The sequence below is a fragment of the Bradyrhizobium sp. SRS-191 genome, assembly GCF_024586915.1.
GTDB lineage: Bacteria > Pseudomonadota > Alphaproteobacteria > Rhizobiales > Xanthobacteraceae > Bradyrhizobium.
Genome location: NZ_JANBVS010000004.1, coordinates 309,375 through 334,050 on the forward strand (window position 1 = coordinate 309,375; position 24,676 = coordinate 334,050).

24 protein-coding genes and 1 other RNA gene are annotated in these 24,676 nt (G+C 66.2%); 12 read left to right on the top strand and 13 right to left on the bottom strand.

Annotated elements, in window-relative coordinates; all coding sequences use genetic code 11:
* Window positions 1-118: 118 nt before the first annotated feature.
* From fba to tkt, 7 genes are all read right to left on the bottom strand, one after another.
* Complete coding sequence (gene fba / locus NLR35_RS10195; RefSeq protein ID WP_257166426.1) at window positions 119-1,186, bottom strand: class II fructose-bisphosphate aldolase; 1,068 nt, start codon at window positions 1,184-1,186, stop codon at window positions 119-121.
* Between the two features lie 209 nt (window positions 1,187-1,395).
* Complete coding sequence (locus tag NLR35_RS10200) at window positions 1,396-1,653, bottom strand: hypothetical protein (RefSeq protein ID WP_257166427.1); 258 nt, start codon at window positions 1,651-1,653, stop codon at window positions 1,396-1,398.
* A 46-nt stretch (window positions 1,654-1,699) separates the two neighbouring features.
* The gene (locus tag NLR35_RS10205) at window positions 1,700-2,890 is read right to left on the bottom strand and encodes a phosphoglycerate kinase (RefSeq protein WP_257166428.1); all 1,191 of its coding nucleotides are present in this window, start codon (window positions 2,888-2,890) and stop codon (window positions 1,700-1,702) included.
* A 24-nt stretch (window positions 2,891-2,914) separates the two neighbouring features.
* Entirely contained in the window at window positions 2,915-3,076 is a 162-nt protein-coding gene (locus NLR35_RS10210; protein WP_257166429.1) for a hypothetical protein, read from the bottom strand.
* 83 nt (window positions 3,077-3,159) lie between these two features.
* Window positions 3,160-4,167 (bottom strand): type I glyceraldehyde-3-phosphate dehydrogenase, encoded by a 1,008-nt coding sequence (gap, locus tag NLR35_RS10215; protein WP_257166430.1) that lies wholly within the window; start codon window positions 4,165-4,167, stop codon window positions 3,160-3,162.
* A gap of 145 nt (window positions 4,168-4,312) precedes the next feature.
* A complete protein-coding gene (gene recQ / locus NLR35_RS10220; RefSeq protein WP_257166431.1) occupies window positions 4,313-6,187 on the bottom strand; it encodes a DNA helicase RecQ in 1,875 nt (624 codons plus the stop codon).
* 246 nt (window positions 6,188-6,433) lie between these two features.
* A complete protein-coding gene (gene tkt, locus NLR35_RS10225) occupies window positions 6,434-8,419 on the bottom strand; it encodes a transketolase (protein WP_257166432.1) in 1,986 nt (661 codons plus the stop codon).
* A 271-nt stretch (window positions 8,420-8,690) separates the two neighbouring features.
* On the opposite strand from tkt, the gene NLR35_RS10230 reads away from it, so the two are divergent.
* A complete protein-coding gene (locus NLR35_RS10230) occupies window positions 8,691-9,038 on the top strand; it encodes a DUF4164 domain-containing protein (RefSeq protein WP_257166433.1) in 348 nt (115 codons plus the stop codon).
* Window positions 9,035-9,418, top strand: a complete 384-nt coding sequence (locus NLR35_RS10235) for a cell division protein ZapA (RefSeq protein ID WP_257166434.1) — start codon at window positions 9,035-9,037, stop codon at window positions 9,416-9,418. Before NLR35_RS10230 ends, NLR35_RS10235 begins: the two co-directional genes overlap by 4 nt.
* A 247-nt stretch (window positions 9,419-9,665) precedes the next feature.
* On the opposite strand, the gene NLR35_RS10240 is transcribed toward NLR35_RS10235, so the two are convergent.
* A complete protein-coding gene (locus NLR35_RS10240; protein ID WP_257166435.1) occupies window positions 9,666-10,052 on the bottom strand; it encodes an ester cyclase in 387 nt (128 codons plus the stop codon).
* Window positions 10,053-10,118: 66 nt separating this feature from the next.
* The gene (locus tag NLR35_RS10245; RefSeq protein WP_257166436.1) at window positions 10,119-10,322 is read right to left on the bottom strand and encodes a hypothetical protein; all 204 of its coding nucleotides are present in this window, start codon (window positions 10,320-10,322) and stop codon (window positions 10,119-10,121) included.
* A gap of 208 nt (window positions 10,323-10,530) precedes the next feature.
* Between NLR35_RS10245 and NLR35_RS10250 the strand changes: the two genes are divergently transcribed.
* Together NLR35_RS10250 and NLR35_RS10255 are read left to right on the top strand one after the other, a co-directional pair.
* Window positions 10,531-11,799 (top strand): serine hydrolase, encoded by a 1,269-nt coding sequence (locus tag NLR35_RS10250; protein ID WP_257166437.1) that lies wholly within the window; start codon window positions 10,531-10,533, stop codon window positions 11,797-11,799.
* Between the two features lie 3 nt (window positions 11,800-11,802).
* The gene (locus tag NLR35_RS10255) at window positions 11,803-12,444 is read left to right on the top strand and encodes a glutathione S-transferase family protein (protein WP_257166438.1); all 642 of its coding nucleotides are present in this window, start codon (window positions 11,803-11,805) and stop codon (window positions 12,442-12,444) included.
* Between the two features lie 313 nt (window positions 12,445-12,757).
* Here the strand turns inward: NLR35_RS10255 and NLR35_RS10260 are convergent, their stop codons facing one another.
* Window positions 12,758-14,035 (bottom strand): TAXI family TRAP transporter solute-binding subunit, encoded by a 1,278-nt coding sequence (locus NLR35_RS10260; RefSeq protein ID WP_257166439.1) that lies wholly within the window; start codon window positions 14,033-14,035, stop codon window positions 12,758-12,760.
* A 120-nt stretch (window positions 14,036-14,155) separates the two neighbouring features.
* Window positions 14,156-14,611, bottom strand: a complete 456-nt coding sequence (locus NLR35_RS10265) for a DsrE family protein (protein ID WP_257166440.1) — start codon at window positions 14,609-14,611, stop codon at window positions 14,156-14,158.
* A gap of 1,410 nt (window positions 14,612-16,021) precedes the next feature.
* Between NLR35_RS10265 and ssrS the strand changes: the two genes are divergently transcribed.
* From ssrS to NLR35_RS10280, 3 genes are all read left to right on the top strand, one after another.
* Window positions 16,022-16,183, top strand: a non-coding RNA gene (gene ssrS, locus NLR35_RS10270) — 6S RNA.
* A gap of 119 nt (window positions 16,184-16,302) precedes the next feature.
* A complete protein-coding gene (locus NLR35_RS10275) occupies window positions 16,303-16,884 on the top strand; it encodes a 5-formyltetrahydrofolate cyclo-ligase (RefSeq protein ID WP_257166539.1) in 582 nt (193 codons plus the stop codon).
* 1 nt (window position 16,885) lies between these two features.
* The gene (locus NLR35_RS10280) at window positions 16,886-17,710 is read left to right on the top strand and encodes a TIGR00282 family metallophosphoesterase (protein ID WP_257166441.1); all 825 of its coding nucleotides are present in this window, start codon (window positions 16,886-16,888) and stop codon (window positions 17,708-17,710) included.
* A 15-nt stretch (window positions 17,711-17,725) separates the two neighbouring features.
* Here NLR35_RS10280 and NLR35_RS10285 read toward each other — a convergent pair whose 3' ends face one another.
* Complete coding sequence (locus NLR35_RS10285) at window positions 17,726-19,156, bottom strand: methyl-accepting chemotaxis protein (protein WP_257166442.1); 1,431 nt, start codon at window positions 19,154-19,156, stop codon at window positions 17,726-17,728.
* A gap of 45 nt (window positions 19,157-19,201) precedes the next feature.
* Window positions 19,202-20,947: a methyl-accepting chemotaxis protein gene (locus tag NLR35_RS10290; protein ID WP_257166443.1), complete on the bottom strand. Its 1,746-nt coding sequence runs from the start codon at window positions 20,945-20,947 to the stop codon at window positions 19,202-19,204.
* A 225-nt stretch (window positions 20,948-21,172) separates the two neighbouring features.
* On the opposite strand from NLR35_RS10290, the gene NLR35_RS10295 reads away from it, so the two are divergent.
* The 5 genes from NLR35_RS10295 to ruvB all read left to right on the top strand — a co-directional run bounded on the left by NLR35_RS10295 (window position 21,173) and on the right by ruvB (window position 24,641).
* Window positions 21,173-21,919, top strand: a complete 747-nt coding sequence (locus NLR35_RS10295; RefSeq protein WP_257166444.1) for a YebC/PmpR family DNA-binding transcriptional regulator — start codon at window positions 21,173-21,175, stop codon at window positions 21,917-21,919.
* Window positions 21,920-21,993: 74 nt separating this feature from the next.
* Entirely contained in the window at window positions 21,994-22,521 is a 528-nt protein-coding gene (ruvC, locus tag NLR35_RS10300) for a crossover junction endodeoxyribonuclease RuvC (protein ID WP_257166445.1), read from the top strand.
* Entirely contained in the window at window positions 22,518-23,135 is a 618-nt protein-coding gene (gene ruvA / locus NLR35_RS10305; protein ID WP_008961684.1) for a Holliday junction branch migration protein RuvA, read from the top strand. Before ruvC ends, ruvA begins: the two co-directional genes overlap by 4 nt.
* Before the next feature lie 40 nt (window positions 23,136-23,175).
* Window positions 23,176-23,595 carry a cytidine deaminase gene (locus tag NLR35_RS10310; protein WP_257166446.1) on the top strand — a complete coding sequence of 140 codons (420 nt, stop codon included), beginning with the start codon at window positions 23,176-23,178 and terminating at the stop codon, window positions 23,593-23,595.
* Entirely contained in the window at window positions 23,592-24,641 is a 1,050-nt protein-coding gene (ruvB, locus tag NLR35_RS10315; RefSeq protein ID WP_257166447.1) for a Holliday junction branch migration DNA helicase RuvB, read from the top strand. Before NLR35_RS10310 ends, ruvB begins: the two co-directional genes overlap by 4 nt.
* Window positions 24,642-24,676: the final 35 nt, after the last annotated feature.

Consider the following 24,676-nt stretch of genomic DNA (forward strand, 5'->3'; position numbering starts at 1 on the left):
TCATCAACAGTCCGACTCGGAGACCCCCACCCCCGACCCCTCCCCGCAAGGGGGAGGGGAGCTCACCGCCGTCGCGGCCGGCTACGAGGTTGAGCAATACCGAACCTGAGCTGGTCGCTCACGCCACCTTCGGATCGAGCTCGCCGCTGGCGTAGCGCTTGGCCATTTCGGCGGTGGTCAGCACGCGCTTGATCTTGCCGGCCTGGCCTGCGGTGTTGAATTCCTCGAAGCGCTGCTTGCAGAGCTTGGTCATCGCTTCCATCGCCGGCTTCAGATATTTGCGCGGATCGAACTCTTCCGGATGCTGCGACAGGACCTTGCGGATCTGGCCGGTCATCGCCATGCGGTTGTCGGTGTCGATGTTGATCTTGCGCACGCCGTGCTTGATGCCGCGCTGGATCTCGGCGACCGGCACGCCCCAGGTCGGCTTCATCTTGCCGCCGAACGAATTGATGATCTCCTGCAGGTCCTGCGGCACCGAGGACGAACCGTGCATCACGAGATGCGTGTTCGGCAGCTTGCGATGGATCTCCTCGATGACGTTCATCGCGAGGATGTCGCCGTCCGGCTTGCGGGTGAACTTGTAGGCGCCGTGCGAGGTGCCCATCGCGATCGCCAGCGCGTCGACCTTGGTCTCCTGGACGAACTTCACGGCCTCGTCGGGATTGGTCAGCAGCTGGTCGTGCGACAGCTTGCCCTCGGCGCCGTGGCCGTCCTCCTTGTCGCCCATGCCGGTCTCGAGCGAGCCGAGCACGCCGAGCTCGCCCTCGACCGAGATGCCGCCGAGATGCGCCATGGTGGCGACCGTCTTGGTGACGCCGACATTGTAGTCCCAGTCGGCCGGCGTCTTGCCGTCGGCCTTGAGCGAGCCGTCCATCATCACCGAGGTGAAGCCGGACTGGATCGCGGTCATGCAGGTGTCGGCGCCGTTGCCGTGGTCGAGATGCACGCAGATCGGGATCTGCGGATAGATCTCGGTCAGCGCGTCCATCATGTGCTTGAGCATGACGTCGTTGGCGTAGGCGCGGGCGCCGCGCGAAGCCTGGATGATGACCGGAGCGTCGGCAGAGCTTGCCGCCGTCATGATCGCCAGCGCCTGCTCCATGTTGTTGATGTTGAACGCCGGGACGCCGTAGTCGTGCTCCGCCGCGTGATCGAGCAATTGACGCAAGGTAATGCGGGCCATGGCTGGAACTCCCTGATCAAGAATTGGACCGTGCGGCAGCTGGCGCACGCGTCGAAACGGCTGCACCGTGCATAACGCGGTGATCGGCGGAATCCAAGGGTGGCGGCGACGCAGATAAGTGGAGGGAGCAGTCAGGCGATGTTTAGGTCAGCAGCCCGAGCGAGCGCCATTGGCTCACAGCCTCGAAAGCGCCAGGTCAGGTCTTCAGCTTAAGTCTTCCTGGCTTCGAGAGCCGCCATGCGCTCCTCAACCGCGCTGACCCGCTCGTCGAAGTCGCCGGCAGCCGCACGCATCATGACCAGCATGCCAGCGGAATCTCGGCGCTGCTTGCGGATCAAGGCTTCCATCCGCTCGTGCTCGGCTCGGTTGTCCTGCCTGAACTGCCCGACCTCCATCCGGAGTGCAGCAATGCTCTCCTGGATCTTGATCAGGATCGAATGGACGGCGTCTGTCGGGAGATCAGCCATGGATGGAACATAACAGAAACATCCATGGCTGACAATCGTTAAAGCATCAGGCTTTCAGCACCTCGACGCCCGGCAGCGGCTTGCCTTCCATCCATTCCAGGAAGGCGCCGCCGGCGGTCGAGACGTAGCTGAAATCGCCGGCCACGCCGGCCTGATTCAGCGCCGCCACCGTATCGCCGCCGCCCGCCACCGAGACCAGCTTCTTGGCCTTGGTGCGCTCCGCCGCGTGCTTGGCGGCGACCATGGTGCCGCGGTCGAACGGCGTCAGCTCGAAGGCGCCGACCGGGCCATTCCAGACCAGGGTCGCCGCGTCGTCGATCGCGGCATGAATGCGCGCGGTCGATTGCGGGCCGACGTCGAGGATCATGCTGTCAGGCGGAATCGCGTCGAGGCCATAGGCGAATGACGGCGAGTTGGCTGCGAAGTGGAACGACACGGTGGCATCCACGGGCAGGATGATCGCGCAGTTCGACGCTTCAGCTTTCTCCATGATCCGCAGCGCGGTCGCGGCGAGATCCTTCTCGGCGAGCGACTTGCCGATCTGCACGCCCTGCGCATGCAGGAAGGTGTTGGCCATGCCGCCGCCGATCACCAGAGCGTCGACCTTGGTCACGAGGTTTTCCAACAGGTCGATCTTGGTCGAGACTTTCGCGCCGCCGACGATCGCGATCACCGGCTTGGCGGGACGTCCCAGCGCCTTGTCGAGCGCGTCGAGCTCGGCCTGCATGGTGCGGCCGGCATAGGCCGGCAGCTTGTGGCCGAGGCCCTCGGTCGAGGCATGGGCGCGGTGCGCGGCGGAGAACGCGTCGTTGACCCAGATGTCGCCGAGCTTGGCGAGCTCGGCGACGAACGCCGGATCGTTCTTCTCTTCCTCCTTGTGGAAGCGCGTGTTCTCCAGGCACAGCACGTCGCCGTCCTTCATCGCGGCGATTGCCTTCGCCGCGGGCTCGCCGATGCAATCCTCGGCGAAGGCGACCGGGCGCTTGATCACCTGCGACAATGCAGAAGCAACCGGCTTCAGCGAGTCCTTGGCGTCGCGGCCCTTCGGCCGACCGAAATGGGCGAGCAGGATGACCTTGCCGCCCTTGCTCGCGAGCTCATTGATGGTCGGCGCAACGCGCTCCAGGCGCGTTGCATCTGTCACGTGGCCGTTCTCCATGGGCACGTTGAGATCGACGCGCAGCAGCACGCGTTTGCCCTTGGGATCGACGTCATCGAGGGTACGGAATTGTGTCATGTCATGCTCGCTTGTTGGCGGAGGTCATGAGGAGCCAGCGCCAGGTGGTGGCTCCGGTGTCGAATCCTGCCGAGATGTGATTTTGCCGCCCTGGCGCATGCCGTACGCGATCAAGCCGATCAGCAGGATCACGCCGGGAATTCCAAGCCAGTGAGGAAGGGTCATGATGTTTTGCTCAGCCGTCATTCCGGGGCGGTCCGAAGGACCGAACCCGGAATCTCGAGATTCCGGGTTCGCCTCTGCGAGGCGCCCCGGAATGACTGAGAGAGTTACAGCAGCTTGCCCATCGCGACGGCGGTGTCGGCCATGCGGTTGGAGAAGCCCCACTCGTTGTCATACCAGGACATCACGCGCACGAGGTTGCCGTTCATGACCTTGGTCTGGTCCATGTGGAACGTCGAGGAGTGCGGGTCGTGGTTGAAGTCGATCGAGACGTTCGGCGCGTTGGTGTAGCCGAGCACGCCCTTGAGCTCCTGCTCGGCAGCGCGCTTGATCGCCTCGTTGATCTCTTTCGGCTCGGTGTTGCGCTTGGCGACGATCTTGAGATCGACCACCGAGACGTTCGGCGTCGGCACGCGGATCGCGACGCCGTCGAGCTTGCCCTTCAGCTCCGGCAGCACCAGGCCGATCGCCTTGGCCGCACCGGTCGAGGTCGGGATCATCGACATCGCCGCCGCACGGCCGCGGTAGAGATCCTTGTGCATGGTATCGAGCGTCGGCTGGTCGCCGGTGTAGGCGTGGATCGTGGTCATGAAGCCGGTCTCGATGCCGACCGTGTCGTTCAGCACCTTGGCGACCGGGGCCAGGCAGTTGGTGGTGCAGGAGCCGTTGGAGACGACGAGGTGATCCTTGGTCAGCGTCGCGTGGTTGACGCCGTACACGATGGTGGCGTCGGCGCCGTCGGCAGGCGCCGAGACCAGCACGCGCTTGGCGCCGGCGGTCAGGTGCGCGGAGGCCTTGTCCTTGGAGGTGAAGATGCCGGTGCATTCGAGCGCGATGTCGACGCCGAGATCCTTCCAGGGAAGCTTCGACGGGTCGCGCTCGGCGGTGACCTTGATCTTGCCCTGGCCGATATCGATGCTGTCGCCGTCGACGGTCACGGTGTGGGGAAAGCGGCCGTGCACGCTGTCGAAGCGCAGCAGATGGGCATTGGTCTCGACCGGGCCGAGATCGTTGATGCCCACCACCACGATGTCCTTGCGGCCCGATTCCGCGATGGCGCGCAGAACGTTGCGGCCGATGCGGCCAAACCCGTTGATCCCGACCCGGACTGCCATTTTCGTCTCCTTCAATGACGTTTCTCGTCCCCGTCTGCGTCCTCCCAACAGGGGCGCCACGAGGGTTTTGGAACTAATGCCGACCGGTTCTGCCGGGCGGGAGCGGACGATAAGGGCCTTTTGGTAGACCTTTTTCGCGGAAACCTCAACTGTCTGGCGGCGATCCTGCTCCTGCCGAGCGCGCAGCATTGATCAGCGCCAGCAGCTCGTCGCCGTAGTGCTCGAGCTTCTTGTCGCCGATCCCTGGTATATCGCGCAGCTGGCCGAGCGTGGTCGGACGGGCGCTGGCGATGCCGTCGATGGTGGCGTCGTGCAGCACCACATAGGCTGGTACACCACGCTTGCGCGCGATCTCCGAGCGCCAGGCCCGCAGGCTTGCGAGCAGCGGAGCATCGGCCGCCGCGGCCGGCCGCTGCACCAATTCGCCCCGCCGCGATTTGCTGCGGATGGCGCGGGTGCTCGCCGTCTCCTCGCGCAGCATGACGGGGACGTCGCCCTTCAGCACGCCGCGCGAGCTCTCCGTCAGCTTCAGCGCGCCATAGGCCTCGGTGTCGGGCGCGAGATACCCCATCGCCACCAGCTGGCGCAGCGCCGCGCGCCACTGCTTCTCATTCATCTCGCGACCGATGCCGAACACTGACAATTGATCATGTCCGAACTGCTTGACGCGCTCGGTGGCGCGTCCGACCAGCACGTCGATCAGGTGCATCGCGCCGAAGCGTTGCCCGGTGCGATAGGCGCAGGACAATAGCTTTTGCGCGATCACCTTGCCGTCGCGCATCTTCGGCGGCGACACGCAGTTGTCACAATTGCCGCAGTTCTCACCCGCCGGGCTCTCACCGAAATAGCTGAGCAGCAACTTGCGCCGGCAGCCGGCGGTCTCGGCGAGCGCGACCAGCGCGTCGAGCTTGCGGATCGACATCCGCTTGAACGCGTCGGCACCGGTGGACTCGTCGATCATGCGGCGCTGCTGCACGATGTCGGACAGGCCATAGGCCATCCACGCGGTCGAGGCCTTGCCGTCGCGGCCGGCGCGGCCCGTCTCCTGGTAGTAGGCCTCTATGCTCTTCGGCAGATCGAGATGCGCGACGAAGCGGACGTCAGGCTTGTCGATGCCCATGCCGAAGGCGACGGTGGCGACGACGACGACGCCGTCCTCGTTGATGAAGCGGTCCTGATTGCGCGAGCGCACGGCCGGATCGAGCCCGGCATGATAGGGGATGGCGGTGATGCCGGCCTCGGTCAGCGCCGCCGCGGTGTCCTCGACCTTGGCGCGCGACAGGCAATAGACGACGCCGGCGTCGCCCGGATGGCGCTCCTTGATGAAGGCCTTCAGCTGCGCCGGCCCGTTGTTCTTGTCGACGATCTCATAGCGGATGTTGGGACGGTCGAAGCTCGCGACGAATTGCGGCGCGTCGGTCAGGCTGAGCCGCTCGGCGATCTCCTTGCGCGTCAGCTCGTCGGCGGTCGCCGTCAGTGCGATCCGCGGCACGTCGGGGAAGCGCTCGGCGATGATCGACAGGCCGATATATTCCGGGCGGAAGTCGTGCCCCCATTGCGATACGCAATGCGCCTCGTCGATCGCGAACAATGCGATCTCCGCGCGCTCCAGCAGCGACAGGCAGCGCGGCGTCACCAGCCGTTCGGGGGCGACATAGAGCAGATCGAGATCACCGACGATCAGCCGCCGTTCGACCTCATCGGCCTCCTCGCGCGACAGCGTGGAGTTCAGCACGGCGGCGTTGACGCCCGCCTCGATCAGGCCCGCGACCTGGTCGCGCATCAAGGCGATCAGCGGCGACACCACGATGCCGCAGCCTTTGCGCAGCAGCGCCGGCAGCTGGTAGCACAGCGACTTGCCGCCGCCGGTCGGCATCAGCACCAGGCAATTGCCGCCCGCGGCGACATGCCGGACCACCTTCTCCTGCGCGCCGCGAAACCCCGGCAGCCCGAACACCGAATGCAGCACCGCCAGCGCGCGATCGGCCGTATCGGTCTTGGCGTTAGGGGCTGAGGGCATGGGCTGTGCGGGAGCTTCCGAAAGGTCCGATGAACGAGCGCGTCAATCCGCGCTCGTTCTCGTATTGTCCACTTCTCGCCGCGTCCTAGTCAATGCCGCTCCTCACCCTGAGGAGCCCGCCGCAGGCGGGCGTCTCGAAGGGCGAGGCCCGAACTCTGGCCTCATGGTTCGAGACGGCGCTGCGCGCCTCCTCACCATGAGGTTCGAGATCTGAGGCTGACGATGCAGCCGCTTGAGGCAGAACGCTCAGCCCAGCCGCTTGACCGCGGCATCCACCGCCGCCTCGGCGGTGATGCCGAAGTGCTTGTAGAGCTCCTTGGCCGGGCCGCTCTCGCCGAACGAATGCATGCCGACGAAGATGCCGTCGGTCCCGATCACGGCGTCCCAGCCCCAGCGCACGGCGGCCTCGATCGCGATCTTGACCGGCGCGTTGCCGATGATCTTCGCCTTGGCGTCGGCCGGCTGCTCGAGCAGCAGCTCGAGCGACGGCACCGAGACGACCCGCGCCGGGATGCCGCGCTCGGCGAGCTGCTTCTGCGCCGCGACCGCGATCTCGACCTCGGAGCCGGTGGCGAACAGCGACACCTTGGCCTCGCCTTGCGCTGGGACCAGCTCATAGCCGCCATGGCTGCAAGGATTGTCCGATGGGGTCGACGTGCGCAGCTGCGGCAGGTTCTGCCGCGTCAGCGCCAGCACGGTCGGACCGTTGGTGCGGTTGAGCGCGAGCTCCCAGCACTCCGCCGTCTCGATCGAATCGCACGGGCGGAACACGCGCATGTTCGGGATGACGCGCAGCGCGGCGAGATGCTCGACCGGCTGGTGGGTCGGGCCGTCCTCGCCGAGGCCGATCGAGTCGTGGGTCAGCACGTAGACGACGCCGGCGCCCATCAGCGCCGACAGGCGCATCGCGCCGCGGGCGTAGTCGGAGAACACCAGGAAGGTGGCGCCGTTCGGCGCGAAGCCGCCATGCAGGAAGATGCCGTTCATGGCCGCGGCCATGCCGTGCTCGCGGATGCCGTAATGGATGAAGCGGCCCTTCGGCGTCTTGGCCGAGAACGAGGTGGCCGACTTCGCCTTGTTGTTGTTGGAGCCGGTGAGGTCGGCGGAGCCCGCGACGAACTCGAACGGCATCGCCGCGGCGATGGCCTCGATCGCGGCCTCCGACGATTTGCGGGTGGCGACGTTGAGCGGGGTTTCCAGCAGCGCCTTCTTGTGGTCCTTCAGCGCCTTCGACAGTGCGGCGGGACGCTCGTGGCGCAGCCGGCGTTCGAACTCTGAACGCTTGCGCGGGCCCATCTCGCCGAGCCGGGTCTCCCATTCGGTGCGGGCCGCGGCGCCGCGGCGGCCGGCCTCGCGCCAGGCGGCGAGCACGTCGTCGGGCACAGAGAACGGCTCCAAGGAGATGCCGAGCTTCTCCTTGGCGCCCTTGAGCTCCTCGGCGCCGAGCGCCTCGCCATGCACCTTGGAGGTGCCGGCCTTGGTCGGTGCGCCATAGCCGATGGTGGTCTTGCAGGCGATCAGGCTCGGACGCGAGGACTTCTGCGCCCGCGCGATGGCTGCTGCGATCGCTTCGGGATCATGGCCGTCGATCAGCTCGGCGGCCCAGCCGGCCGATTTGAAGCGCTTCACCTGGTCGACCGAATCGGCGATCGACAGCGGGCCGTCGATCGAGATGCCGTTGTCATCCCATAGGACGATCAGCTTGTTGAGCTTCCAGTGACCGGCCATCGCGATCGCTTCCTGGGAGATGCCCTCCATCAGGTCGCCGTCGGAGGCCAGCACATAGGTGTGATGGTCGACGATCTTCTTGCCGTACTCCGCCTGCAACATCTTCTCGGCCAGCGCCATGCCGACCGCGGTGGAGATGCCCTGGCCGAGCGGGCCGGTGGTGGTCTCGATGCCCTTGGTGCGGAAATTCTCCGGATGGCCGGGGGTCAGCGAATCGACCTGGCGGAAGCGCTTGATCTGGTCGAGCGTCATCTCCTCGTTGCCGGTCAGATACAGCAGCGCATACAGCAACATCGAGCCGTGGCCGGCCGACAGCACGAAGCGGTCGCGGTCCGGCCAGGCGGGCGCCGCGGCATCGTATTTCAGCACGCGGGTGAACAGCACGGTGGCGACGTCGGCCGCGCCCATCGGCAGGCCGGGATGGCCGGATTTCGCCTTCTCGACGGCGTCCATTGCGAGCGCGCGGATGGCGTTGGCCATGCGGGAGTGATCGACCTGCGTCATGCTGGAATCCGTCCAAACGTGAAATGCTGATGACAGGGGAGCCGCCGGTATCGCTGGCGGGCCGGGATTTTGCGGGCTGATTAGCACCTCAGTTCCGGGAATCAAAGGCAATGCAACGTCGTTTGCGTCCCAAAAGTTGCTTAGTAGTGCATAGTTTCCGCCGAGCGTTGCACTCGGCTCGCCCAGCACGTAAGATTCTGCCCGTAAACGCTTGCCGGACAGCGCCTTTTATCGCTATCCCCAGGCGGTATAAGGGCCTCGCATCCGCGTCATGAACGATCACCCTGCCAATCTTGCCGGCCAGGTGGAACCCGGCGCTGCCGATCTGGAGGCGGCGACGCGGCGCCTGATGACCGCGCTCGACGCGCTGGAGAGCGCGGTCGAGCGGCGGCGCGAGGCCGATCGCGACGAGGACGAGCTGGCGACGCGAATCCAGGCGCTCGGCGCCGACCGCTCGCGTCTTGCCGACGAGCTCGACGGCTCGCTGATGAAGACACGCCGGCTGGAGCGCACCAACCGCGAGATCGCCGAGCGGCTCGACACCGCAATCGGCACCATCCGCGCAGTGCTCAATGGCGCCGGCCAAGACGGCGCACATGACGACGAGGATGATGAATGAGCCACATCAACGTCACCATCAACGGCCGCCAATATCGCATGGCCTGCGAGGAGGGCCAGGAACTGCGGCTGCTCAAGCTCGCCGAGAGCCTGGAGACGCGCATCACCAATCTGCGCGGCAAGTTCGGTGAGATCGGCGATGCGAGGCTCACCGTGATGGCTGCGCTCACCGTCTGCGACGAACTGATCGACGCCAACCAGCGCGTGCAGATGCTGGAGCAGGAGCTCGACAGCCTGCGCAACGTGCGCAGCCAATCCGTCGACCGCGCCCGCGCCACGCAAGTCGCCGTGGCCAAGGCCCTCAACGCCGCCGCCGAACGCATCGAGCGTACCACGCAGGTGCTGAACCGCACCATTGGTGGTGGAGTGGCGATCGGGTAGGTCGTGTACCTCGTAGCCGCACGTGCGGGGCACGGACTGCCGGTCTGCCCGACTCGCGCAACACTATCGGTGTCGTCCCTGCGAACGCAGGGACCCATACCGCGGATGCTATCGAGGGACGTGGCTGCCAGTTGCCTGCCTCAACAAGGCCAGTGGTTATGGGTCCCTGCGTTCGCAGGGACGACACCGGTGGGCTTGGCGATGGCTCGGTCGACGACATACTTGTGAATGGCCTGTGAGGCCTCACTCACAGCTGCGCCTCGATCGCCGCCTTGTCGATCACCGACCACACCTGCGCGATCCTGCCGTCGCGGAATTCGTAGAACACGTTCTCGGCAAAGGCGATGCGCCGGCCGTTGATCGGAAGGCCGAGAAATTCGCCTGACGGCGTGCAGTCGAAGTCCAGCCGGCACGCGACACGCGGCGGGTCCGCCACCAGCAAACCAATATTGAAGCGAAGATCGGGAATGGCGGCGAAGTCGCCGATCAGCATGTCGCGATAGCCGGTCAGTCCAAGCTGCCGGCCGTTATGGACGACGTGCTCGTGCACGAAATCCCCGAGCGCCGGCCAGGCCTGCGCATTCAGGCAGACGATGTAGGCGCGATAGTGGTTGGCCAGTTCGGCTGAATTCATGGGGCTGCGGTCCGACACGACGAGAGTGAGCCAACTGGTCGCAGCGGCAACGGTTCCGAAACGCGATCAAAGACCCTCGAGGATCAGTGCGATGGTTTCCAACGGGAATGCTGCTGCCAGCGCGCCGACGACCAGGCCGACGAGGCCGAGCACGACGGCGCCGATCCAGCCACTCGATTGGAGGCCGATGGCCACTCCTGCGAATGCGCCGGCTGCCATCGCGCAGACAGCCCATAACGCGTGAAGGATGAGTCCGATCGTCCTCAGCATGCGGTCCTCGCGCAACCGTGGTCTCACCCGTCCCTTGGATTCGTCTGTCCACTCCTCCGTTGTGCGGCAGCGAACACGATCACATCGCCGCGATGCGATCGTGTTGCGAGCGCTTGTCGTTCGCCGCGTGCTGTCCTACTGCTTGCAGCGGCGGATCTGTCGACTCTCGCACTCATAAGCGGGATCGTCCGCGCATCAGGGAGGTTTCATGAAGACGCTGATCACGGCGGCCGCAGCCTTTGCGTTCACCACGCTCGCCACGCAGCTTTCCGCCGCGCCGTTGCCCGAGGCCAAGCCCGACGAGGTGGGCTTCTCGCAGGCTGGCCTTGCGCGCATGGACGACTTCTTCGCCCGCGAGATCGCGGCCAAGCGCGTGCCCGGCGCCGTCGTGGCGATCGCGCGCGACGGCAAGCTGGTGCACTACAAGGCCTATGGCCAGCTCGATCCGGTCAAGGGCACGGCGATGCCGCTGGATGCGATCTTCGCGCTGGCCTCGATGACCAAGCCGATGGCGGCGGTCGGCGCGCTCACCTTGATGGAGCAGGGACGGCTGCCGCTGCAGTCCAAGCTCGCCGACTACTATCCGGCGTTTGCCGACATGAAGGTCGGCGTGGTGCAGGAGAACGGCGCGCTGCTCTCGGTGCCGCAGGCGAGGCCGATCCTGATCCACGATCTCTATCGCCACACCTCCGGCCTGATGTATGGCGGCCGGCCCGACAGCGCGAGCCCGGTGGCACGGCTCTATCCCGACGGCATTTCGCCGGCGATCGAGGGCGACACGCAGGCTCTCATCGAGCGCCTCACCAAGCTGCCGCTGGCGCATCAGCCGGGCACGCAGTTCGAATACGGCTACTCCATCGACGTGCTCGGCGCCGTCGTCGAGAAAGTCAGCGAGCAACGGCTCGGTGACTATCTCGCCAACAATGTCTGGAAGCCGCTCGGCATGCAGGACGCGACCTTCGCGCCGTCAGACGCGCAGCGGCCGCGGCTGGCGCGGCCGTTCCCGAACGATCCGCTCACCGGCAAGCCGCAGGCGATCAGGCTGCTGGACACACCGACCAAGTCCGACTGCGGCGGCGCCTGCTCGTTCGCCAGCGTCGGCGACTACATCCGTTTCGGCCAGATGCTGCTCAATGGCGGCGAGCTCGACGGCGCGCGTATCCTCAGCCCGAAGACGGTGCATCACATGACCTCGAACCATCTCGGGCCCGAGATCAAGAACACCGTCGCCAATGTCGAGCCGCATCGCGCCGGCTTCGGTTTCGGCCTCGGTGTTGCCGTGCGCGTGAGCGAGGGCCTGTCGGCGGTGCCGGGCAATCCAGGCGAATTCAGCTGGAACGGCGCCTTCGGCACGCAGTTCTTCTGCGATCCTAAGGAGCGCCTCGTGGTGGTGGTCGGCACGGCGGCGCCCGGCGAGCTGCGCAAATATTATCGCGAGCAGGTGCAGGACATCGTCTATGGCGCGATGGTAAGGTAGCGCATGCTCATTGTTCATCATCTCGGAAAATCTCAGTCCGAACGCATCGTCTGGCTCTGCGAGGAGCTGGAGATCCCCTATGAGTTGAAATGCTACACGCGCGACGCCAGGACCATCCTGGCGCCGGCGGAGTACAAGGCGCTGCATCCGATCGGTGCGGCGCCCGTCATCACCGACGGCGAGCTCGTGCTCGCCGAATCCGGTGCGGTCGTCGACTACATCATCGCCAAATACGGCCAGGGCCGCCTGCGGCCCGGGCCCGATGATCCCGCCTTCGCGCCGTATCTTTATTGGTTTCATTTCGCCAACGGCACCTTGCAGGCGGCGATGGGCCGGCTGATGATCCTCAACCGGCTCAATCTGCCGGACGACAACGCCATGCTCGGCGCGATGCGGGCGCGGCTCGACCGTGCTTTTGCGGCCGTCGAGGCGCGCTGCGGCGAAGCGGACTATCTCGCCGGCAATGCGCTCACCGCCGCTGACATCATGACGGTGTTCTCGCTGACCACGATGCGCTACTTCCAACCCTACGATCTCGCGCCATATCCCAACATCCGCGCTTATCTGTCGCGCATCGGCGCCCGCCCGGCCTATCAGCGCGCGATGGCGAAGGGTGATCCGGGGATGGCGTTGTTGTTGAGTTGATCCGTAGGTTTGTTGGACGAAGAGTCCGGCAGCTCGCTCGGTGCAAACCTCTCCCCGCTCTTTGCGGGGAGAGGTCGGATTGCGTAAGCAATCCGGGTGAGGGGCGTGGCACATAGGGGGCCATCGGACGGGCAGGATGGCTCAACGTGGCAGAAGCACATGCACCGCCCATGCGGCTTGCCCCTCACCCCAACCCTCTCCCCGTGAAGAACGGGGAGAGGGAGCAGACTGCGCGAGTGGCGACGGATCGTCTCACTCGACTATCATCGACGAATGAGTCGGCAGCGCCGTACCCAGCCCTTTCCAACCTCCCTCACTTCTGCCGCTTCCGGCTCCATTCCAGGAAGGAGCGATACAGCTCCTCCTTCTCTGCCTTCGACGGCGGCGCCTTTGCTTGCGAGGCGAGAAAGGCCTCGAAGCGCTCCTGCTGGGTCAGGCTGCCGGTGGCGGCCGGCGGCAGGCCGATGTCGGCTTCCTTCTTCATCCGCTCCAGCACGGTCTCGACATAGGGGTAGCGCTGCCAGCCCGGCACCTGGGCCTCGAGATTGAGGTCCTTCCAGCCGGGGTGGAACGGCGGCTGCTGCAGCCGGGCAAGGTTGGTGAACAGCGTGTCGACGAAGCGGTTGACGCGATCGGCGCGGTCGCTGCCCGGCTTCCAGTTGTAGACTGCGAGCACCGACGGTACCGCGATCGTCTCCACCGCGGTGTCGGGCGCCACCAGGCCCGGATAGGTCTCGGGCTTGATGCTGGTCGGATAGTAGAAGTCGGCGAACTGCTGCGTGTACGGCACCGGCACGAAGTGGAATCCCGGATCGGCCTTCTTGCCGCTGAACAGCTCGCCGGGCTTGGACGCGACATAGACCATCGCCGCGATCTCGCCCTTGTGCAGCTTCTCCAGCGCGACAGGCCCGCCGACGGCGACGGGCTCGATATCGATGCCGAGCCGCCGGAAGATCAGCGGTCCCGTATGCGCCGCGGCGACGCCCGCGGTGCCGACCGCGACCTTCTGTCCCTTCAGATCCTGCAGCGTCTTGATGTCGTCCCGCGCATAGATGTGCACGTCGGAGATGAAGAAGCGCAGCACGTAGCGGATGCGGTCGTTGATGTTGGAGAGGCCGGCCTGCTTGGCATAGAAGTCGAAGGCATCGGCATAGGTGATCGCCACGTCGACGCCGCGCAGATACAGCAGGTCGGCGATGTTCGACGTGGTGCCGCGCGTCACCATCGGGATCAGGCGCATGTTGTCGCCGTCATCCATCGTCCGTGCCATTTCGCTGGCGAAGCGCACGAAGCCGCCATCGGGCAGGCCGGCGGCAAGTCCGACGGTCCACTGGTTCATGCGCGCCTTGATGGCAAGCTCGTCCGAGGCGCTGCGCGGCTCGGGCGCGCGGGTCTCGACCACCCTGGTTTCGGCGGCCCGAGTTTCAGCGGCTCGAGGCTCGGCGGCGCGTCGCTCGGGTGCGCGCGCCGGTTTTAGGGAGAGTGGCGCTGTGGGCTGCTCTTGCGCCCACGCCGTGGTGTCGAAAATGAAGAAGGCAGCAAAGATCGTTGCCAGCGCCATCAGCGCTGGGCTCGCGAGCGTTCGACGCATGACGATAGTCCCCCGATCGCGTCTGCCCTCGTGTCCCCGTGAGCAGACTGATGTGACCGCTTCAATCCAAGGTCGTATCGTTGTGCGACTTAAACCGGGCGGTTTTGCGGCGGAAACTACCTAAGGTTTCAGATAGCTCCAGCCGCTCTCCTGCAGTTCCATCAGCCTGACCGCGCCGGACGGCACCAGGCTCGCTTCGGAGACGATCGGAATCGGATGCCCCTCGCGCTTCTCCATGCCGCGCTTGGTGATGTTGCAGGCGGAGAATCTGATCTTGGCGGGAAAGCTGAGCTCGGAAATCTGCTTCAGCCGGTCCTTCACCGGCGAAGTGTCCTCACGCAGCATGTTGAGCCCAGGGCCGTAGGTGACGAGCTCGATCTCGACCTCCTCGCCCTTCTCCTTGAACGTCTCCATGATGTTGCTGGCGTTGTTGAGCGCGAGGTTCATGATCGCCGGATCGTTCTGATCGACCTGGATCGAGACGCGGTGAATCTTGACGTCGGCGGCAAAGCCCGCGCCGGTCGATGCGATCAACAACACGCAGGCGGCTGTGACGGGTCTGAGATCGAGGCGCATGCCAACTCTCCATGAACGCGGATACGCGACAACTATGTACGCTGCAGGGCATTTGGATGTGGCCGTGATCCACCACAACCCCAGCTGCACTCGATGGGCCCCAATCATGGCGAGACTATGCAGCCTCGCTGCGAACTCGCCGCGCAAGCGCCGTCATCCTCGCCAGTCGTCATTGCGCGCGCAGCGCGTAGCGAGGCAATCCAGACTGCGGCGGCAGAAAGATTTCTGGATTGCTTCGGCGCAAAGGCGCCTCGCAATGACGGTGAAGAGCAGATCCGCTGGCCAAGCCCGCCGCTGTCGTCCCTGCGAACGCAGGGACCCATACCGCGGAAGCTATCAGTTGGGCGCGGTGGGCGAGACCAACTGACACAAGAGACAGACGTAGTTTTGGGCCCGGCGCGTGTCGAGACGGGCGTGGGCTCGCCGAAACTCTGCCGTCGTCGCGGCCTCAAGCGTGGACTCAGAGCCACCGGCGGCCATGAGACAGATAACTGACAGCCATGTTCCTCGATAGCATCCGCGGTATGGGTCCCTGCGTTCGCAGGGACGACGGCGGAGTTTTGGGTTGGCGTCGGGGCAAGGCAAGTGCACCCACATCGCCCCCGCGCAGCGCTGCGCGACGGGCCATCCGCGCATGTCTCTCATGCGCAAACTGCCCGTCGCGTTACGATGTCGCAGGCGGCGCGGCTTGTCCTGTCGGGCAAATCAGGCCGATGCTCTCGCTCGTCCTGCTGCCGCATGAGGGGCGTGTCGCGACCGTCACGAGACGTTGGCAGTGGGATGCGATGGGCGTGGATTGCCGCAGCGTGATGAACTTCGCGCGGACGAACGGCGAGACACGACCGGTCAAGTCGCGTGGTCCTGACACCCCGAAGCTGGTGTCTCCCGCGCAACGTGCGGAAGCGCGTTGTGCGGCATGGTGGCCAACAAGCCCGGCGCACCAGGGAGCAACTGTCTTTTTTGTAGACCGGAGAGAGCGCGAAGCAGCCGTTAAAACCGTCGCGCAGGGAAGGCCGGGCGTGTCCGGCTGCACCTGTGGTACCTGCCGCCTGCATTTTTTCTCGCAGGCGGGCCACGGGCGTCAGCCGACGCCCGGCCTTCCCTGTGCCCTCTGTTTCGAAGGGGGCGATCGAATTCAAGAACTCGGACGCTGCGCGCCGCGAGAAAGCGAAGTCATGCCTGTTCTGATCTGCTGCCGCGGTCGGCCCGGCTCCCACCACTCGAAAATTGTCATCGCCCGCGAAGGCGGGCGATCCAGTACGCCGCGGCCTGTCGATTCATCCATTACCGTCACGGCGTACTGGGTCGCCCGGTCGAGCCGGGCGACGACACCGAGGGGGAGGCACAGTGTCCCGGCTCAATCCACGTCGACCGCTGGCAAAATCACCCGGCCATGGTTACATTGCCTTGGCGAGGCTGCGACGCGCGTCCGGAACCAACATATCCCCGGGGCCTTATCGATCCTTAAGGGAACTGTCCCTGGCCAGGTCCGTGGACCTGGACATATGGTGCCCACCTACTTTCGTAGGGAACTCCGGGATCGAGCGTTTCAACGGCGATTGCGGCTTCGCTCTTGTTTCCTTCCTGCTTTCCTGCCTGCCTGTCCCCCTTCGGTTGCCGACCTGCCGCGTTTCTGCAACGTTGAAGTGCCCGCGTCCGCGCGCTCTGAACGGAGGTCCCGTCGCATGCCGATGAAGGCCGCTCAGCACACCAAGCAGCAATTGCGCGCGGCCGCCCTAGCTGCCCGCGACGCCCTCGGCGAGGATGCCAGGAGCGCGGCCGCGCAGGCCATCGCCGCGCGCGGCCTGCCATTCCCCCTGAAGCCCGGCACCGTGGTCTCCGGCTATGCGCCGATCCGCAATGAACTCGATCCGACGCCCTTGATGCACGCGCTGGCCGGGCAGGGCGCACGATTGGCGCTGCCGGTGGTGCTGGCGCGCGGCCATTCGCTGTCGTTCCGCGCCTATGCGCCCGGCGACCGGCTGACGCTCGGCGCGCTGGGGATCCCAGAGCCGTCGCCGGTCGCCGCCGAACTGGTGCCGGAGGTCATGCTGGTGCCGCTCGCCGCCTTCGACCGCACCGGCCATCGCATCGGCTATGGCGGTGGGTACTACGACTACACCTTCTCGCACCTGCGGAAATCGCACCACGTCATCGGCATAGGCCTCGGTTTCGCGGTCCAGGAAACCGAGCAGGTCCCGGCCTTGGCCCACGACGCGGCGCTGGATTATGTGCTAACCGAGCGCGAGACCTTGGATTTCCGGAGCCATTGAGTTGCGCATTCTCTTCGTCGGCGACGTCGTCGGCCGGGCCGGCCGCAGCGCCGTCACAGACCATCTTCCAGGCCTGATCCGCGACTGGCGGCTCGATCTCGTCATCGTCAATGGCGAGAACGCGGCCGGCGGATTCGGCATAACCGAAGCGATCTATCAGGAGCTGGTCGATGCCGGCGCCGATGCCGTCACCCTCGGCAACCATTCCTGGGATCAGCGCGAGGCGCTGGTGTTCATCGAGCGCGCGCCGCGCCTGGTGCGGCCCGCGAACTATCCGCCGGGGACGCCCGGGCGCGGTGCGGCGCTGATCGAAACCAAGACCGGCGCCCGCGCGCTGGTCGTCAACGTGCTGGGCCGCGTCTTCATGACTCCGTTCGATGATCCGTTCGCCGCCATCGGGCGCGAGATCGGCGCCTGTCCGTTGCGCGAGGCGGCGGATGCGATCGTGGTCGACGTGCATTGCGAGGCCTCCAGCGAGAAGCAGGGCTTCGGCCATTTTTGCGACGGCCGCGTCAGTCTCGTCGTCGGCACCCACACCCATGTGCCCACGGCCGATCACCAGATCCTGCCGGGCGGCACCGGCTACATGACCGATGCCGGCATGACCGGCGACTATGATTCGATCATCGGCATGCAGAAGGACGAGCCGCTGCGCCGCTTCCAGTCCGGCATTCCGTCGGCGCGCTTCGAGCCGGCGATGGGCGAGGCGACCCTGAGCGGCGTCGCGGTCGAGACCGACGACGCCACGGGGCTGGCGGAGCGGATCGCGCCGGTGCGGATCGGCGGCCGGTTGTCGCAGGCGAAACCGACCTTCTGGGGCGCGTGAGACGAACGAACGGGATCAGGCCTTGATGCGGAAGCCCATCCGGAACGCACCCCAATGCCGGCCCTTGATGACAATCGGCGCGGAGAGGTCCTTCATCAGCACGAACTGCCCGCCGCCCATGTCGCGGCGGTAGGTCTGCAGCAGGAACGGCTTGTTGCCGGCGGCGGCGACCTTCTTCACCGCGCGGTCCTCGAACAGCCGGCGGTTGCGGCAGTTGGCGTTGTTCCAGACGGGGTCGGGCCCCTGCGGCTTGCGGTAGTTCGGATTGTGCGTCGGCAGGTAGCCGCCGCGGGCCCAGGCGACGCAGAACACGATGCGCGGGTCGCTGCCCTGGATCGGGTCCTGGATCGCCGGCAGCACGCGGTCGGTGAACTCGACGTAGCGGGTGAGATATTGCTTCGGATTGGTGCCGGGAATCTCGCGGTAGTTCTCGTCCATCAGGTCGGCGAGCGCGATCTCGCCGCGATCGATCGCCGCCTCGAAGGTGGCCGAGATCTGCCGTGCCGTCTCGACCACGGTGCGGATCAACGGCGCGTCCGCGGTCTCGACGCCGCTTTCGGCGATCAGCCCGATCAGCGCCTCGGAATGATCGAGAAGCTTGGCGATGCGGCTGTCAGCCTGCTTCAGCTCCAGCGAGGACTGGTCGACGCCCTTGGCGAGCTCCGCGAGCTCGCTGATGACCGTGTCGCAATGCGCGAGGTTGGAGGTCGCGGCCTTCGCGACGCCGTCGATCTCCTGGCCGACGCTGGTGAAGCCGTCCTGGACGCGGACGATGATGCCGCCGATCTGCTGGGCGCCTTCGCCCGCGGTCTTGGCGCGCGAGGAGGCCTGGCCGCTCTCGCCGAGCAGGCTCTTCACCTGCGAATCGAGCCCGCGCAAGGTGTCGCCGATCTGCTGCGTCGCCTGCCGCGTCGCCTCGGCAAGCGACTTCACCTCGCTCGCGACCACCGCGAAGCCGCGGCCGGCATTGCCGGCGCGGGCCGCCTCGATGGTGGCGTTGAGCGCCAGCAGGTTGGTCTGCTTGGCGATCGCCTCGATCGCGACCGAGACCTTGGCGACCTGCGACAGGGCATCGCCGACCGAGCCGAGCCGCTGCTCGATGCGCTCGACGGAATCGACCAGCTCGGAGATGTGGCGCACCGCCGTCTCGACCACATTGCGCGACTGCGCGATGTCGCCGACCGCGGCCGTCGTGGCCGATTGCACCGCCTGCGAGGCAGTGGCGATGTCGTGGTTGGCCGCGACCATGGTCTTGGCGGTCGCCTGCAGGTGCCCGAAGCGCTGCGACTGATAGCTGACGCGGTTGGCGACCTCCTGCACGTTGCCGGCGACGTCGGCGAGCTCGACGCCGAGCCCCCCGATGCGGTCGGCGATCTCGTCCATCAGCCGTTCGGCGCCGGTGCGCGCATCGTGACTTTCCAGAATGGCGCGTTGCGCGACCGACATGTTCATGCTCCCGGACTTGACGAATTCAGCAGATCGCTGCGCGGCTCACAATTTGTAGGCGGTGCGGAAGCCGCCCCAGTGCCGGCCGCGGACGCGGATCGGCACGTCGATTTCGCGCATCATGACGGTGTTGCCGTTGCCCATGTCGCGCGCGTAGCTCTGGATCAGATAGGGCCGCTGGTTGCGGCCGGCCGCCAGCCCCGCCGGATCGTTGAAGATGCGGCGGTTGCGACTGTTGGCGGTGTTGAAGGCGACATCGCCCGGCCGCTGCGGATGCGAATAGATCTTGTTGTGCACCGGCAGATAGCCGTTGCGGTCGATCGCGACGCAGAACGCCATGCGCGTGTCCTTGGCCAGAAAGGCCTCCTGGAAGGACGGCAAGGCGCGCTCGGCCCAGTCGAGGATGTGGCTGCGGTGCTGCTGCGGATTGGTGCCGGGGATCTCGACATAGTTGGTGTCGAACATGTCCTCGAGCGTGATCTCGCCGCGCACGATGGCGCTCTCGAACATCCGGTTCAGCTCGGTGCCGGCCTCCATGGCACGCGCAACGAACTCGTTGTTCTCCTCGTGCAGCGCCCAGAGCTTGTCTTCGATCTTCTCGCGCAGCTCCGCGCCCGGCGCATCGAACCGCGCCTGGGCACCGGCTTTGACCTGCTCGGTGATGCGCAGCCGGCAGGGGCCGACATCCTCCAGCACGGCGTCGACACGCTCATTCACGGGAAGGCGGCTGGCATCGGGGCCGGTGATCAAAATGCCGTCGTTGGAAATCTCGTAGACCGGCGCGCTGATCGTGCGGCCGCCCGACTTGATCTCGAGCTTGAGATGGCACGGCAGCCGTTCGCTGCCGCTGCGCGCGGTTCGATCGCCCTGGCGCAGCAGCACGGCGCAGCGCGCTTTCAGCTTCTGGGCATACATCGTCACCGCGCGCCCGGCGCTGGTGACCCGCTCGCCATAGCTTTCCGCCTGCTGGGTGGCGCTGCCGATGTCGGCGGCGCTGTCGACCACGGACGAGATGAATTGCGAGGCCTGCGCGGCGTTATCGGACATCTCGCCGGTGGTCTGGTTCTGCTCGGCGACCGCGCCGTTGACGTTGGTGAAGACCGGGCGGATCGCCTCGATCGCCTGGGCGATGCGGTGGACGGCGTCGGCGGAGCCGGCGGCGTCCTTCTGCAGCGCCTCGATCTTGCGGGTGATCTCCTCCGTGGCGTTCTGCGTCTGCACCGCCAGCGCCTTGACCTCGGTCGCGACCACCGCGAAGCCCCGGCCGGCCTCGCCCGCGCGGGCGGCCTCGATCGTGGAGTTGAGGGCGAGCAGCGTGGTCTGGCGGGCGATCTGCGAGATCAGATTGACGACGTTGCCGATCGCCGCGGAGGATTCGCGCAGACGGTCGACATTCTCACGCGCCTCGCGGGCGGCGGCGCTGGCCTGGTCGGCGAGCTGCCCGGCGTCCTGCACCTGGGAGCGGATGCCGTGCGCGGATTGGGTCACCTTCTCGGCGGCGTGGGCAAAGGTCGCGGCGGTTCCTTGCGCGGCGCTGCTGCGGCCGGACAGGGCGTCGGCGCGCTGGCGGATGTCGGTCAGCGTCCCCGCCGTCGCCTCGGCGCCGCTCGCCACCGCATTGGCGGCGCGTTCGAGCTGGCGGATCATGCCGCCGAGTTCGAGCTCCAGGAGGTCGAGAATCGCCTTGGCCGAATCATCCGGCGCCGCCGGCGGTTCAGGCGCTGCCACCGGCTTCGGCTCAACCACCGGTTCGGGCGCAGGGGCACGTCTCGCAAACAAACCAAACGCCATTGGGGTAGCCCCCGGGTCGCGCGTGAAAAGGTGCACAAGGCCGGTATCCTTGCACTTGACAGTGAAGCCATGGTTAACATTTGGCTTATGAGGGCAGGCGGCGCGGCGGTCCCCAATGCTGCTCGCCCCCCCTTGAAACCACCCCAAATCTTTGATTTTGACGATTCCCGGCCTATAAGGCCGCGCTTCCCCAACTGACCTCCAGACGATTGCAAGAGATCTCGCATGGCCGGCCATTCCCAATTCAAGAACATCATGCATCGCAAGGGCCGGCAGGATGCGATGAAGTCCAAGCTGTTCGGCAAGCTGGCGCGCGAAATCACCGTCGCGGCCAAGCTCGGCACGCCGGACCCGGCGATGAACCCGCGGCTGCGCGCCGCGGTGGTCGCGGCCCGCGCCGAGAACATGCCGAAGGACAATATCGAGCGCGCCATCAAGAAGGCGCTGGGCGGTGAGGGCGAGAACTATGCCGAGATCCGCTACGAGGGCTATGGTCCCGGCGGTGTCGCCGTCATCGTCGAGGCGCTGACCGACAACCGTAACCGCGCTGCCTCGGACATCCGCTCCTACTTCACCAAGTCCGGCGGCAATCTCGGCGAGACCGGCTCGGTCGCGTTCATGTTCGACCGCGTCGGGATCATCGAGTTCGACCGCAGCGTCGCCTCCGACGATGCGGTGCTGGATGCCGCCATCGAAGCCGGCGCCGACGACGTGATCTCGGGCGAGGGCGGCCACGAGGTCTACGCCTCGCCGGACAGTTTCCACGAGGTCGCCAAGAACCTCGAGGCCAAGTTCGGCGAGCCGCGCAAGGCGGCGCTGACCTGGAAGCCGCAGAACACGGTCGCGGTCGACGACGAAACCGGCGAGAAGCTGGTGAAGCTGATGGATCTGCTGAACGAGCACGACGACGTCCAGAACGTTTACGCCAATTTCGAGATCTCGGACGCGCTGATGGCGAAGATGGGCGGTTGACGGACGGTTAACCATACTGCTCCGGCCGTTCCGTTTATGTTTCCACTGGCGCGGCGCGAGGCTATCTCTAACCCATGAAAGCCCAGCCGATTCGCGCCGCCGTCCGCATCATCGGGATCGATCCCGGCCTCCGCCGCACCGGTTGGGGCGTGATCGAGAGCGAGGGCAACCGGCTGATCTATGTCGGCTGCGGCTCGGTCGAGCCGGCCGACGATCTTCCCCTGGCGAACCGGCTGCTGGCGATCCACGAGGGACTGGCTAAGGTCCTGAACGACTTCCAGCCGCTCGAGGCCGCGGTCGAACAGACCTTCGTCAACAAGGACGGCGTCGCCACCTTGAAGCTCGGCCAGGCCCGCGGCATCGCCATGCTGGCGCCGGCCATGTTCGGAATTTCGGTCGCCGAATACGCCCCCAACCAGGTCAAGAAGACCGTGGTCGGCGCCGGGCATGCCGACAAGGGCCAGATCGCGGTGATGCTGAAGATCCTGCTGCCCAAGGCCGAGCCGCCATCGGCGGATGCTGCCGATGCGTTGGCGATAGCGATCACCCACGCGCACCACCGCCAGGGCCAGGCGCTGCGTATGAAGGTGGCCGGCCTATGATCGGCAAGCTCAAGGGCCTGATCGATTCCTACGCCGAGGATTTCGTCATCCTCGATGTCGGCGGCGTCGGCTACCAGGTGCATTGCTCGGCGCGCACCCTGCAGGCCTTGCCGTCGCCGGGTGAAGCCGCCACATTGTCGATCGAGACCTATGTGCGCGAGGACCAGATCAAGCTGTTCGGTTTTCGCTCGGATGTCGAACGGGAATGGTTTCGTCTTTTGCAGACCGTGCAGGGCGTCGGCGCCAAGGTCGCTCTCGCGGTGCTCGGCACCCTGCCGCCGGCCGATCTCGCCAATGCGATCGCGCTGCGCGACAAGGCTGCGGTGGCGCGCACGCCGGGTGTGGGGCCGAAGGTCGCCGAGCGCATCGTGACCGAGCTCAAGGACAAGGCGCCGGCCTTTGCCGATGTCGATCCCGGCGTGGTCCGCCTGTCCGGCGCCATCGAAGAATCCCGCGCGCCGCAGCCGATCGCGGATGCGATCTCCGCGCTCATCAATCTCGGCTATGGCCAGCCGCAGGCGGCCGCCGCGATCGCCGCGGCGTCGCGCGCGGCCGGCGACAAGGCCGAGACCGCGCAACTCATCCGCCTCGGCCTCAAGGAGCTGGCCAAATAGGTCGCCGCACCGGGCGAGCAGAAGGACAACGATCTTCCCCATGGTGAGCAAGAAGGACAAGGAGCTGATCGAGGCGGCGACATCGGCGGTGAAGAACCGCTACCGCAACGATTGGCAGGAGGTCGGCGCGGCCATGCGCACCCGCGACGGCCGCATCATCACCGGCGTCAACATCGACGCCTATCTCGGCCGCAACGCCGTCTGCGCCGAGGCCATCGCCATCGGCCGGGCCATCACCGAGCACGGCGACCACGGCATCGAGACCATCGTCGCGGTGCGCCATCCCAAACCCGGTGAGCCCGGCGAGGTCGCCGTGGTCTCACCGTGCGGCACCTGCCGCGAGTTGATCCACGACTATGATGCCAAGGCGCGCGTCATCGTGCCGTCGAACGGCAAGGGACCGGATGTCGTGACCATCGGCGAGCTGCTGCCGAACAAATACCGGCGCGGCAACGAATGAAGCCGCCTGCGCGCATGGTCAGCCCGGAGCGGCGCTCCGATGATGTCGGCGACACCGCGCTGCGTCCGCAGCAGCTGTCCGAGTTCGTCGGCCAGCAGCAGGCGCGCGCGAACCTGTCGATCTTCATCGAGGCGGCGCGCAAGCGCGGCGAGGCGCTCGACCATGTGCTGTTCGTCGGTCCTCCTGGCCTCGGCAAGACAACGCTGGCGCAGATCGTCGCGCGCGAGCTCGGCGTCGGTTTTCGCGCGACCTCTGGGCCCGTGATTGCCAAGGCTGGCGATCTCGCGGCGCTGCTGACGAATCTCGAAGAGCGCGACGTGCTGTTCATCGACGAGATCCATCGTCTCAGCCCGGCGGTCGAGGAGGTGCTCTATCCGGCAATGGAGGACTTTCAGCTCGACCTCATCATCGGCGAGGGCCCGGCGGCGCGGTCGGTGAAGATCGATCTCTCGAAGTTCACGCTGGTCGGTGCGACCACGCGCGCGGGCCTGCTGACCAATCCGCTGCGCGACCGTTTCGGCATTCCGATCCGCCTGAACTTCTACACCGTCGAGGAGCTCGAAGGCATCGTGACGCGCGGCGCCCGCGTGCTCGGGATCGGCATGACCCCCGACGGCGCCAATGAAATCGCGCGCCGCGCCCGTGGCACGCCGCGCATCGCCGGCCGTCTGCTGCGCCGCGTGCGCGACTTCGCCTCCGCTGCCGATGCCAGTGCGATCGATCGCGCCATCGCCGATCACGCGCTGAGCGCGCTGGAGGTGGATGCCGCCGGGCTCGATGCGATGGACCGGCGCTATCTCTCGACCATCGCGCTGAACTACGGTGGTGGCCCGGTGGGCGTCGAGACCATGGCCGCAGCGCTGTCGGAGCCGCGCGATGCCATCGAGGACATCATCGAGCCCTACCTGATCCAATGCGGCTATCTGCAGCGCACCCCGCGCGGCCGTCTGCTGACGTCGCATGCCTTCAAGCATCTCGGCATGGCCGAGCCTGCGAACCGCGATCCCAGCCAGATCGGCCTGTTCGGCAATGACGGTGATGATTAACGAAACTGCTGACAATCTGCACAGACGCACCCGAA